10 protein-coding genes are annotated in these 12,136 nt (G+C 42.9%); 2 read left to right on the top strand and 8 right to left on the bottom strand.

The window, feature by feature from the left end; translation table 11 throughout:
• Positions 1-108: 108 nt before the first annotated feature.
• Complete coding sequence (locus tag LC653_RS35400) at positions 109-2,046, bottom strand: NB-ARC domain-containing protein (protein ID WP_229499609.1); 1,938 nt, start codon at positions 2,044-2,046, stop codon at positions 109-111.
• 936 nt (positions 2,047-2,982) lie between these two features.
• Between LC653_RS35400 and LC653_RS35405 the strand changes: the two genes are divergently transcribed.
• Both LC653_RS35405 and LC653_RS35410 read left to right on the top strand, forming a co-directional pair.
• Positions 2,983-4,299, top strand: a complete 1,317-nt coding sequence (locus LC653_RS35405) for an amino acid permease (RefSeq protein ID WP_229499611.1) — start codon at positions 2,983-2,985, stop codon at positions 4,297-4,299.
• Between the two features lie 190 nt (positions 4,300-4,489).
• On the top strand, positions 4,490-4,957 hold the full coding sequence (locus tag LC653_RS35410; RefSeq protein ID WP_229499613.1) for an RNA 2'-phosphotransferase: 468 nt from the start codon (positions 4,490-4,492) through the stop codon (positions 4,955-4,957).
• On the opposite strand, the gene LC653_RS35415 is transcribed toward LC653_RS35410, so the two are convergent.
• The 7 genes from LC653_RS35415 to LC653_RS35445 all read right to left on the bottom strand — a co-directional run bounded on the left by LC653_RS35415 (position 4,855) and on the right by LC653_RS35445 (position 12,021).
• Positions 4,855-5,340 carry an SDR family NAD(P)-dependent oxidoreductase gene (locus LC653_RS35415; RefSeq protein ID WP_229499615.1) on the bottom strand — a complete coding sequence of 162 codons (486 nt, stop codon included), beginning with the start codon at positions 5,338-5,340 and terminating at the stop codon, positions 4,855-4,857. The genes LC653_RS35410 and LC653_RS35415 overlap by 103 nt on opposite strands.
• 18 nt (positions 5,341-5,358) lie before the next feature.
• Positions 5,359-6,180 carry an NADPH-dependent oxidoreductase gene (locus tag LC653_RS35420; protein ID WP_229499617.1) on the bottom strand — a complete coding sequence of 274 codons (822 nt, stop codon included), beginning with the start codon at positions 6,178-6,180 and terminating at the stop codon, positions 5,359-5,361.
• 320 nt (positions 6,181-6,500) lie between these two features.
• A complete protein-coding gene (locus LC653_RS35425; RefSeq protein ID WP_229499619.1) occupies positions 6,501-7,622 on the bottom strand; it encodes a sulfonate ABC transporter substrate-binding protein in 1,122 nt (373 codons plus the stop codon).
• Between the two features lie 152 nt (positions 7,623-7,774).
• Positions 7,775-8,536, bottom strand: a complete 762-nt coding sequence (locus LC653_RS35430) for a class II aldolase/adducin family protein (RefSeq protein ID WP_229499620.1) — start codon at positions 8,534-8,536, stop codon at positions 7,775-7,777.
• Positions 8,520-9,194, bottom strand: coding sequence for a cysteine dioxygenase family protein (locus LC653_RS35435; RefSeq protein ID WP_229499621.1), 675 nt, complete (start codon positions 9,192-9,194; stop codon positions 8,520-8,522). Before LC653_RS35435 ends, LC653_RS35430 begins: the two co-directional genes overlap by 17 nt.
• Positions 9,195-9,256: 62 nt before the next feature.
• Complete coding sequence (locus LC653_RS35440; protein WP_229499623.1) at positions 9,257-9,559, bottom strand: RRXRR domain-containing protein; 303 nt, start codon at positions 9,557-9,559, stop codon at positions 9,257-9,259.
• Positions 9,560-10,251: 692 nt separating this feature from the next.
• Positions 10,252-12,021 (bottom strand): RluA family pseudouridine synthase, encoded by a 1,770-nt coding sequence (locus LC653_RS35445; RefSeq protein ID WP_229499625.1) that lies wholly within the window; start codon positions 12,019-12,021, stop codon positions 10,252-10,254.
• Positions 12,022-12,136: the final 115 nt, after the last annotated feature.

Raw genomic sequence — 12,136 nt, forward strand, 5'->3', positions numbered from 1 at the left:
GGTGCAGACTTGTCGTCGTCAAGGCAAGTCTATTATTGATTTTTTTGTACAAGCACTACTGGTTGATTCTAATAATTATCTGTCTCCCCCATCTCTACTTCCTAAATATTAGACCTGAATCCTTACCCACAGTCTAATAAAAGAATCATTACTACCACTTGCCAAAATACTGCTGTCGGGACTAAAACTAACTGCCGATATCGTAGTAGGGTGATTTAACGTTAAAAAATGCTGATAATCTTTGACTCGCCATAAGAAAATTTGACCATTTACATTACCTGCAACAAAAAAATTGCCATTTGTACTAAATGCTGCCACTCTAATCCAATTGAGATTTTCTGCAAACACACATTTGATTAGAGACGTATTTTGGAAATTAGTCCCAGCTAAATTTCCCTTTTGTAACTCAGCTTGCCTAATGGTCAAATTTGAGAAGTCATAGCCTTGTAAATTTATTTGCAAATGCGCTAACAAGTTGATGACATTGCCTCCCGCATACCCTGCTAATATTGCAACTTGATGTTTTTGCTGTTCTATTACATCCTGCAACAAAATTACCAGCTTTTGTTGGCTGCCCAACTCTATTAACAATTGCTCCAATAAGGGTTGCACAATTAGTTGCTTTTGTGTTTCCCTAATATAATCTTTGCTTGTTGCTTTGATTAAAGCATGGGTTTGAAATAAGCGTAAACGGACAGTCTTTTCTCTTACTAATTCTAGATAAACTTGTTCAACCAATCGCTGTGTAGCATATTCCATCACGACTGGTTGCAGGAAGAAATGCTCGTCGCTTTTTTCAATTAAAGAACGTTGTAATAAGGATTTAATTGCTTGCGGTAACTTACGTTTAGAAGAAGATGTCATGACATCAGCAACTAATTCAGCAAAGGATACTGGCTCTCGATTAATCGCCAGCCAATACATCACTTCCTCTTCTACCGCCCATAAACGCTGAAACTGCCGTTCTAACAAGTCGCGGATGTCTTCAAAAATTAGTATCCCTTGTTCTACATACTCCAAAACAGGCGCAATTTTACCGTCGAAAAGCTCTTGAGTCCCGGCTGCTACCATCTTGAGCGCTAAGGGATTACCCCCATAATGCTCAATGAGTTCTTGCCATTCTCGTTCTGTACCCGTGAATTGCCCTTTTTGCTGGAATAACTGTTGTCCCTCGGTAGAATTTAATCCCTTTAATGGGAGCGATCGCACTTCTGTTCTGTCTCCTTCTAACGGTACAATTTCTCTGGGTTTTTCTCTAGAAGTGAACAGAACGCAACTAATATGGGGTACTTCGCCAACGCGCTTCAGTAATTGACCATATCCCTCGTAACCAGGACGACATTGCCCTGCTTGGCCACCAGAGAGAATTGTCTCAACATTGTCTAAAATCAGCAGACATCGGTTTAATTGCAAACATTCCATCAGCTTTGCTAGTTTGCTATCAAAGCTTTCCGGTATTACCATTTCCTTTCGCAACGCCGACAGCAAAGATTGCAGGATGTTTGTTATTTGCTCCTCTACTGGTGGTGCATTTACTAGGCTTCGCCACACCACTACCTCAAATTCGCTTTGAATTTGCAGCCCCAACTTGACTGCTAAAGTGCTTTTGCCAATACCACCAATTCCCAGCAGTCCAATTAAACGACATCGTTCTTCTAATATCCACTGTCGTAGCTGCAATAATTCTTCACTGCGACCATAAAACACAGATACATCCGGGGCTTCTTGCCAGTCACACTGTGGATTTGTGCGTCGGATTTCTAAATCCCCAGATGGGGAGCTAGGTCGAGTATAATCTTCTTTACACAACTCTAAATTAAAGGCCGCGAAGGCAAACTGCAAAGAACTCTTATCTACAGGTTCCAAACGTGCCAAAATTCTTGATATAGTGTGTAGAGCTAAACGGGTGCGATCGCTCAGTTCTTCTAAAGAAAAGCTATCTCCACCATTTTCATCAAATTCGACTTGAGTTTTGGCATCTCGAAATTTATCCCAGCCTTTTAGGGTAAGGATTACACCCCGTCTGCGTTTGCTTGGTTGTTTCATCAACGTCACCTAAAACCGAGTAGATACATCTCCATAGAGGAAATTCTCAAAGGAAAATAGAAGAAGATAGTTGTGGAACAACAATTTAAGCTTGACAAATTAAATAAAATATGCATAAAAATCATACTTTATTCAAGCTAACTTCTTTATTTAACCCAATCAGCATCTCTAAAAAATGCCAATACCTCTCAATAACTGGCTTTCAAAAGATAATATGCTTTGTGGAAAAATTAGCCAGTTTCAACGCTAAATCAGGTATTGATGCAGTTATTTTTGATACTAAGCCAAAACTAAGTATCTGTAAACGTAAATTTTATCCCTGGTGAAACTGAGCCATCTGATATTTAGTAAAACTGTGGCATGGCTTTTTACCCCACCTCCATTTCTCTCTCCCACAGGGGTAGAGGCTTTGAAACCCAGTTTTAGTTTTTCTCTGCTTGGATGAAAACACCCTGCCATTTCTTTGTAGAGAAAGCTTGCTCGGTGGGTTAGGTTTCTAAGGTTTTAATGTTAGCAATAATACTTTTCAAACGTCTTCTTAAACAAGTTTTCATTTATTTAAACCACATCTGTTGTAAGGACAATGTTCTTTACTGCGTGGTTTATTTAATTAACGTGAGTTCGGTAGATTCTGAATAACCCCACTTCCATTCCTCTCCCCGAAACGGAGAGAGGCTTAAGAACCTAAACCTAATTTTTGCGTTGCTCCTCCCTTTCCGCTTCGGAGAGGGAGGCTGGGAGGGAGAGGTCTGTCGAATTCACGTTTAATTAATAAAGTGCAATAAGTGACATTTATACTCTAAAAGTTGTGTTGATAATGAAGTAGCGATCGCTTATTTACCACGAAAATCTGGCTGAGAAAGCAGGTAAGTCAGGGGTTTTACGCATAATATTTACATATGTTAATATTGTTTGGTTTAAGTACGGATATTCAGTATGGTTCCCATAAAGACTTTTCTCCAAGATTCAGAGCAAGCCACTCGGTTGTTTTCTCATCTGGAATTTGATGGAAAAAAGCTCAATCATCAACCGGGTAGTGTATTTGGGAGTACTGCATTAATTGCGGGAACCACCGTTGGGGCTGGGATTCTCGCCTTACCAGCCGTTACTCTGCCGTCTGGTATAGTGCCATCCACATCTGGGCTGATTGCTGTTTGGCTCTACGCTTTAGTTTCAGGGTTACTGGTTGCAGAGGTAACCTTAAATACAATGCGAACAGAAGGGCATCCAAGTATAGGTTTTTTGGCAGTTGTTGAGAAGATCCTTGGTAAGGTGGGAGGGCGACTTGCAGGTGGGGCATATTTATTCATGCACTATGCTCTCTTGGTGGCATACATCGCCCAAGGTGGCGAGATTTTAGGAGCTGCGACGGCAAAAATCTGGAGTGTGCAGATATTGCCTACGTGGGTGGGCACAACGACTTTCACGCTCTTATTTGGTGGCATTATGTATCTTGGGCGAGAAAAGTTTATTGAGAAATTAAACAGCGCCTTTGTCGGAATTGTCATTGTTTCCTTTTTAGGACTATTGTTTTTGGCAGGAGGACACATTCAGAGTACCCAACTGTTATTTCAGAACTGGAGTGCCCTTGGTAGTGCCATTTCAGTGATGTCTGTGGCGCTATTTTTCCAAAACGTTGTGCCGTTAGTTGTGACGCAACTCGAAGGGGATGCCCGCAAAATTCGTCAGTCCATCTTTATTGGTTCAGTGATTCCTCTAATTATGTTCTTGGCGTGGAATGCCGTAATTTTAGGAAGCGTCAATCCCGATATGCTACATAGTACATCTAACGGTAGAAGTGTTTTTGACCCACTGCAAGTTCTCCGAGCAGGTGGCGCGGGGGAATGGTTAGGAGTGCTAGTATCCATTTTTTCAGAGTTTGCGATCGCTACATCATTCATTGGATTTGTGTACGGATTGCTGGATTTGTTCAAAGATATTTTCCTAATTGCACAGGGCAAACTTTTTAGTCGCCTACCCCTCTATTCGCTAGTTCTTTTCCCTCCGATGACTCTTGGAACGCTCAATCCCAGCATCTTTTTTACTGCCCTAGATTACACTGGAACATTTAGTATTTCAGTTCTAGGTGGAATTATTCCGGCATTAATGAGTTGGAAGCAACGTCAAGAACAAGAAAACTCAGATAGTATAAATCAACCACTCGTTCCTGGTGGAAAGGTGACACTCATTGTCATGGTTGGAGTGGCATTAGCCATGATAGGAAGACAAATTCGGTCAATTTACATACAGTAAAACCATCAATTAAATAATTCGTAATTCGTAATTCGTAATTCGTAATTAAGTTTTGTAAGGGGGATTTAACCCCAACACAAAACTTGCTTTTTTATTGAACCGGGGGACTTAAACCCACGGAACTAGTTAAAGTTTTGATGTAACATTATAAATATATAACTGTAGTAGAAACTGTGCCAACCACAATCAAATGAGTGATTCTCGCCTCGTCAAAATCAGCAAATATCTCAGCAAATATTTGCGGCACACACCGGATGCAATTGGAATTAAACTTGCTCCCAGTGGTTGGGTTGCTGTTGATGAACTACTTACTGTTTGTGCTAAAAACAAGTTTCCGATTACCCGTCAGGAATTAGAGACAGTAGTTGAATCCAACGATAAACAACGCTTTTCTTTTGATTCTACAGGTACTCTGATTCGTGCTAATCAAGGACATAGTGTAAAAGTCGATTTACAATTAGAAGCTGTTGTTCCCCCAGATGAGCTTTATCATGGCACGGGACACAAATCTGTAGAGTCAATTCTGCAAACAGGACTTTGCAAAATGTCACGACATCATGTCCATTTATCGAAGGATATTGCAACAGCAAAAACTGTTGGTGCAAGATATGGAAAAGCAGTAGTTTTTGCTGTACATGCTGCCACAATGCGTAAGTGAGGTAAAGCGGTTTTTACCAAACGTACTGTACTCAGCAAAGTCAAGTTGATGGAAGCTTCCCAAGTTGCCAAATCGATATCATCAAAAGTGCCAGAGGGCGGGCCTCCGGCGTTGGTAACGAGGATATCCAACCCGCCGAATTTTTCCACTGTGGCATTAATTACCCGCTCAATATCTGCTTGACTGGTAACATCTGCACGCAGAGATAGCACTTCTGTACCTGTTTCGCTTGCAATCTTCGCAGCAGTTTTGTCAATTAACTGACTGCGGGCGCAGATGGCAACTTTTGCACCTTCACGGGCAAATTGCCTTGCTGTAGCTTTGCCCAAACCTTTACTAGCAGCAGTCACTAAGGCGACTTTGCCACGGAGTTGCAAATCCATAATCTTGATTCTTCTTGTTTACAGTAACTTGAAGCCAAGGTGATTGAGAACTTCACGCAAGCGATCGCGTCCTCTCAGTGATTCTACGGTTGCGATGCGTTGGGCTGAGTGTTCTGACCAATCGCCTGGGACATTCATCTTTTGTTCAGTATAGAATTCTTTGATGATCTCGTTGTAATGAGCGATCGCTTCTTCTTGATCTGCCAATTTATAAGTTTCGCGGTGCAGCACAGCTGATTGTGGTAACCGTGGCTTAATCGCTGCTTCTATTTCAGGATTCGGATAGCCTACACACAGCCCAAATACAGCATACACAGAGGAGGGCAAATTCAATATCTCTGCTACCTGTTGCGGGTGGTTGCGGATTCCACCGATATATACTGTTCCTAAACCGAGTGACTCGGCTGCTACTGTTGCGTTTTGTGCCGCCAAAGTTGCATCAATTGTTGCCATCACAAACATTTCCAAGTATTCCAGTGCATCATGAGATATGCCGCGACTGTCAGCAACGTAACTTAGACGCGCCAAGTCTGCTAACCAAACCAAGAATAAAGGAACCTGCTTAATATGTGCTTGGTTCCCCGCTAGTTTAGATAACTCCTCTTTGCGTTGTTGATCTTCGACTGCTACCACACTCCAGGTTTGCAAATTAGAGGAAGTAGATGCAGATTGGGCGGCTGCAATTAGTAACTCCAGAGTTCCCGGCGGTAGAGGATGAGATAGATAAGACCGGATTGAACGGTGAGATAGTAGTGCTGTTAGAGAATCATTCCATTCAATTTCGGGATTGAAGGGAATTTCACCGTAGCGCGATCGCAATAGTTCTGTAGGATTAGTCATAATCAATTCCAAGATTCCAAAATTGCCAGTTGTTTTGCCACTAATACCAATTCCATTTGTAAGGGCATACATTTGTCATAGGTGTCAACTTAACGTAAAAGTGGTGTCCCGCAAGGAACTGAAGTTCCTTGCTAATAGTAAAAGTCATCTTTTAGATGACTAAATTCCCCAAATCTTTAGTCATCTTTAGATGACTTTAGCTAAAAGCCAAAGAACTTTAGTTCAAGGCGGGTGAGTCAAGCCGAAAGTTTTGCTATTTTTAGCTTAAGTTGACACCAATGTACATCTGTACGTCCCTACAGCCGATTCATTGAACTAGTTTAAGTTTTTGGTGAAAATGCAGCGTATTGTTCTTTTGTCAATACTGCATCCCTGACACTTACCTTTTTGGGAATTAACTTTAATTTATAATATGTATCCGCAACACCTTGTTGTAGATTTATCAGATTGTCGTCAATTGGCACAACGCCAAAAGTCCGCCTATTGGTAGCTTTTCTCATCGTTTCTAGGTCAATTCCTAACACAGGTGCTAGAGTTTTTGCTACTTCTTCTCGATTCTGTTTAGACCATTCTTCTAAATTTTGAATCTCCTCCAGTATTGCCTTGACAGTTTGAGGATTTTCAGTGACAAATTTCCGAGTCATCAAATAATATCCTCCCTGTTTATTAATTCCTGTGCCATCAATTAGAACTCTGGCTTTAGTTGCCTCTTGAGCCGCCGCATAGAATGGGTCCCAAATTACCCAGGCATCTACACTACCCTTGACAAATGCAGCACGGGCATCAGCCGGTGCTAAATATTTAGGTTCAATGTCTGTATATTTCAATCCAGCTTTTTCTAAAGCTTGGACTAACAATAAGTGGGCACTAGACCCTTTTTGAAAGGCAACTTTTTTGCCTTTGAGGTCAGTAAGTTTTTGAATTTGTGAATTTTGAGGAACAAGAATTGCTGAACCGGCTGGACTAGCAGCAGTACCAACAACATAAGTTAGTGATGCTCCGGCTGCTTGGGCAAATATTGGCGGTGATTCTCCTACAGGGCCGATGTCAATACTACCCACATTCATGGCTTCTAGTAGTTGGGGCCCCGCTTGAAATTCAGTCCACTGTACAGTGATACCTTCTGGTGCCAAACGCTTTTCTAAAACACCCTTAGTTCTAAGTAGAATAGTCGATTTTTGATAGCCAAATCTAACTACTGTTGCTTTACTGGAAGCAGAATTGCCAACAGATGTGGCACTGGGATTAGGGGAATTAACAGTTGATGTCGATGAGCAGGCGGCAAATAGCAAGCTCAAACACAGCCCTGTAACAAAAGCCCCCACTATTGGCAAAACAGAAGAAGAGAAGAATAATTTCTGTTGGTTGTTAAATGGGATATTCCTGAATTTTATCAACGATATCCACTTGGTAATTAGGCCGCGAAAGATTTGGTTAATCATCAAAATGATTTCTCCGAACTATACAAATACTATAAACTTATAGGTTTACCGGAGTATATAAATTAATTCAGGTTAAATTGACATAAAAATAGCGGGAAGTGGGGTAAATTGATACTTCCCCGCCTATTATCCCAGTGTCAAAAAACACATCACTAATTCAGCAAATCAGGTTCTTCGCGCACAATCCTGTCGTAAAGTGGCTGGAAGCTGAACCACCCACTTGTATGTGATCCCACTTGAGTTTGTGTTAAACGGGCTGTTTCATGTTTGATAGTAGTGGGTCTACCCGCAGCTTCTGCCAGTAGTTGGGCTTGGCACGATCGCTCTAAGTTAATGTACCAAAAGGCAGCTTCATCTACCGTATGTCCCACAGTTAAAATGCTGTGGTTACGCAGGATTATGGCTTTGTTTGACCCCAAGGCTTGCGCCAGTCGCTGACCTTCAGAAGTTTCTAAAACCACACCTGTGAAGTCATCAAATAGCGCATGGTCTTCGTAAAAAGCACAAGAATCTTGAGTCAAGGGGTCAAGAAGACGACCTAAACTAGACCAGGCTTTACCATAAAGTGAATGGGCGTGAGCCGCCGCGATTACATCAGGTCGAGCTTCATGAATCTGAGAATGGATGGCGAAAGCAGCTCGATTCACTTCAGCATCGCCTTTAACCACCTCACCTTCTCTGTTAACTAAGAGCAGGTCAGAAACTCGGATGTGACCGAAGTATGTTCCTAATGGATTGACCCAAAAATGGTCTGTAAATTCTGGATCACGAGCCGTAATATGGCCTGCGATTCCCTCGCTGAAACCAAATTTACCAAACAGGCGAAAGGCAGCAGCTAGGCGTTGTTTGCGGTGCAGGCGTTCGTCTTCGACTCGCTCGAATACGGGGGGTTGTGGTCTATCGTACCTGGGCATGTTCTTTTTCTTCTTCCTCTTTACAAGGAGCGTTGGAATATCCAGAGCGAAAGGATTTGACGCTGTGAGATTCTGGGATGAACTGGTGACGCAAGATGCAACCAGTATCATTACCCAGAAGATGGATGGATACAGATACGCTCTGGGATGTAGTTTTGACGGCGTGGATATCACCATCTGGGGGTAACAGGCGGTAAATATCCCCTGTTTGAAGCGATCGCACTTCAGTTATTTGTAATTGTGCGTGTCCTTGGGCATCACCGTTATCTACACGGCGATAGACTGTTTCTTCTTGATTGCCTTTGTATAAACCAATCAACCCCCAGGCCAAATGGTCATGGACGGGAGTCGTTGAACCTGGGGGAATCACCAAACTAAAGATTGACAGGGAACGGTCTTTGGCGCGATAAAGTAGCCACTGGCCAATACCGCCGCCCATCCTGCTTTCGGGATTGACTTGGGCAAACTTTTGGGGTAGCCATTCCTGTTGGGCAAGCAGCTCTTGAAAATAGGGTTCTAGTCTAGCGAGAGTTTGTGTGCGATCGTCAACAGTGTTAGCGCTAATTTCACGCACTGTTGCGACAAAAGATCGTAGTTCCTGGCTCTCAATAAACCATTCGTCTTCTGGCAATGGTTCTAAGATGGTGTGGTTTGTCATCTATATTCCTCGTTTGGGAGGCGACTAAGATTAACTAATTACTCGTAGTTACGAATTACGAATTACGAATTACGAATTATTTTAATACCAGGGTGAATTTTGAAGCCAAGTTGCTCAAGTTTTAGATGAGAAAGGGACTCCTTCAGAATTATAGTAAAGGGATATCGCTGAAATACAGTAGCTTTACCTTGTGACAATAGCAGCCTAGCACGGCTGATACGTACTGGATATAACGGTTGTTGGTTGGCATTAAGAATGAATACTTTGGTCATATAATTTTGAATTGTGGGACAAATAGTAACAGCAACATCTATCCTATTCGGTAGAATCTTTTGCTCCGGCATCCAGTCAGCAGTCTTTTGCATTTTGGCAACAGCATCAGCACTAGTGCAGCGGGCGCAAAAATAAACATACCATTTCAAAATTTCAAATAGCGCAAGAAGCTCGGAATACAATTATGCGTGAATGCGTGACTTCCGCCTTGCAGTACTAGTGGTCTATCAAGTCAACAATGCTTAGTAAACCAAGTTTTAGAATCTTTCTCTCTTTCTCTCTGTGTCGCGCCAGTTGCTACAAGTCGGGGAACCCGCCCAATGCACTGGCTTCTCTGTGCCTCTGCGGTTCGTTTTTTAATAAAAAAAGATAAGAATGAGAGTCTAGAGGTAAACTCCAGCACTCTTACCCCTACAGATCATTAGGGATTTCCTTGGATATTTTTTATTGGAAAATCCCTTAGCTGTGATATCAATTTTCTTAAGTACGGTAAATTGGTCGGATAACCGCTCAATAAACTACAAGGAGAAATTATCATATACAAATTTAAAAAGCAATAGGCTAACTGTTAGGGGAGGAGATTCAAGGAAGCCAGTGCGTTTCCTCATACCCAGGTGAGAGTTGAAAAAGAGGCAAGGGAGCAGGGGGCAGGGGGCAGGGGGCAGGGGGCAGGGGAGGCAAAAAAAGGGATTTGTATTAATTATTTCGTGAAATGGTATGAGTACTTGCAACAAGTCTTTCTCCTTGTCCCCAAGTCGTCTTCCCTCTGCCTCTTTGTTGAGCGTCAAAAGGGCGTAATTGCTTGTAAATGCAGGGTTTTTTCTGACTGCGGATGCTCGAAGCGAAGTTCTCTGGCGTGCAGATGTAAGCGACTGGTAACTGCACAGCATCCATAAAGGCGATCGCCTAAAATAGTTACCCCAAGCCCTCGCGCATCAGCCGCATGAACCCTTAATTGATGAGTGCGCCCTGTTAGCGGCGTAAATTCTACGCGGGTGTAATCTTGTTCTCTCGCCATTACCTGGAAGTGTGTCAAGCTGGGTTTGCCGTGCTGCCAATCAACTTTTTGATAAGGACGATTTTCAGGATCTCCCCACAGTGGCAGTTCAATTTTACCTTGCTCAACTGTCACAGCACCGGAAAGTATGGCTTCATAAACCTTGTGAACCTGGCGTTGCTGAAACTGCTGGCTAATTTGCCGATGGGTTTGACGATCGCGTGCCAACAACAAAATCCCAGAAGTTTCCTGATCTAGGCGATGCACAGATGCAAGCGCCATGCCATCCGGTAACAGATGACGTAAGCGACTCAAGACACTATCTTGGCGATCGCGATAACGACCAGGCACCGAAAGTAGCCCAGCAGGTTTGTTCACAGCAATCAGCCATTCGTCTTCATAAATAATCGGGATCTCTTCCTTGATTGGGGAGAAACCTGGGAATTCATTGGACTCAAACACATTGGATTTACGCAAATGTGTTAATGTATTTAGTAAGAGTGGAGTTGTTATATAAAAATCCCTATTAGGAATTGAAATAGGTTTTAACCCGGAGAGCAAAAACCCCATCAATGGCTGACATCGCTCGGCACACGCTCCGTAAAATTCTCCCTGGATTTTATCTTGATTTACAGAAGACGCACCCCACCAAAATTCTGCCATTGCCAGTGGTTTGAGATTATGTGTTGCCGCATAATGGAGCAACTTTGGGGCACAACAGTCTCCTGTGCCAGTGGGCGAACCTCCTGGCATCAATTGCTGTAATGATAGCGATCGCCCGGAAAAATTAGTCAGGCTGTAGGTAGCCTGCATCTGAGCTTGTAATTGACGAGACAGTGCTTTACGCTGTTGTTTCAGTTCGTTAATTCGCGCATCCGTCCCTGCAATTAAGTGTTGAAGAGGCTGTAATACCGCATTTTGCTGGCGTTTAATTTGTCGCCGCTCAATTCCCTGCTGACGACTCTCTTCGTCGAGTTGTTCAAGGGCAATAGTGAGTGCTTCTTTTGTAAGTGTATTGTAGATTTGCTGACGTTTTTCCTGCCGTTGATGTTTGCAATGGCGATGGCGATCGCTCATTGCTTGCAATTGTTGCTCAAATTCATCAGACAGGGTTTCATACTGCTGACGTTCGGTTAGTTGCTTTAAGGTAAAGAGTTCTTGCTTAATCGCGTCCAACTGTGCCAAAGTGCGGGCTGACTCCAAAGCAACTTCGTCTCGTCCTGGAATTGGTGGAACCCAGCCCTCAACTACACTGCAACCATTCAAAAGACCGGAGAAGGCTTTGAGTACCCTTTGTTCGCCATTAGGCAGTTCAACTAATAGTATTCCATACATCTTGCCTTCACGAGAATAACAGTCATTTTTGGTAAGTTGTTGCATGAGTCCGTGAGCGATCGCTTCAGATATTGAGGTGCGGGGTAACTTCAGGCGATGTCTACGACGGGCTACGCCTACGCCACTTTGGAGACAACGCCCCTCGTACCAATAACTAGGAGATAAGCTACTTATGGCAAAATCGCAGTCGATGAAATCTGAAGGTACGTGCAGAACTACCATACAAAGTATGATTGCAAATCTAGTTGATCCTAATATTTTAGGACTTACGCCCTGTACAAATGCATCGTGATGTGAATTAACGATGCTCCCGGTTGTTTCAGGCTTTTCTTAAATA

The organism is Nostoc mirabile CHAB5784, assembly GCF_020829645.1.
Classification (GTDB): domain Bacteria; phylum Cyanobacteriota; class Cyanobacteriia; order Cyanobacteriales; family Nostocaceae; genus Nostoc; species Nostoc mirabile.

Excerpts from the sequence above, each read along its gene's own strand:
- LC653_RS35410 (WP_229499613.1), top strand. The coding sequence starts at position 4,490 with ATGAGTGATTCTCGCCTCGTCAAAATCAGCAAATATCTCAGCAAATAT.
- LC653_RS35440 (WP_229499623.1), bottom strand. The coding sequence starts at position 9,559 with ATGCAAAAGACTGCTGACTGGATGCCGGAGCAAAAGATTCTACCGAAT.
- LC653_RS35425 (WP_229499619.1), bottom strand. The coding sequence starts at position 7,622 with ATGATTAACCAAATCTTTCGCGGCCTAATTACCAAGTGGATATCGTTG.
- LC653_RS35400 (WP_229499609.1), bottom strand. The coding sequence starts at position 2,046 with ATGAAACAACCAAGCAAACGCAGACGGGGTGTAATCCTTACCCTAAAA.
- LC653_RS35435 (WP_229499621.1), bottom strand. The coding sequence starts at position 9,194 with ATGACAAACCACACCATCTTAGAACCATTGCCAGAAGACGAATGGTTT.
- LC653_RS35420 (WP_229499617.1), bottom strand. The coding sequence starts at position 6,180 with ATGACTAATCCTACAGAACTATTGCGATCGCGCTACGGTGAAATTCCC.
- LC653_RS35415 (WP_229499615.1), bottom strand. The coding sequence starts at position 5,340 with ATGGATTTGCAACTCCGTGGCAAAGTCGCCTTAGTGACTGCTGCTAGT.
- LC653_RS35405 (WP_229499611.1), top strand. The coding sequence starts at position 2,983 with ATGGTTCCCATAAAGACTTTTCTCCAAGATTCAGAGCAAGCCACTCGG.
- LC653_RS35430 (WP_229499620.1), bottom strand. The coding sequence starts at position 8,536 with ATGCCCAGGTACGATAGACCACAACCCCCCGTATTCGAGCGAGTCGAA.
- LC653_RS35445 (WP_229499625.1), bottom strand. The coding sequence starts at position 12,021 with ATGGTAGTTCTGCACGTACCTTCAGATTTCATCGACTGCGATTTTGCC.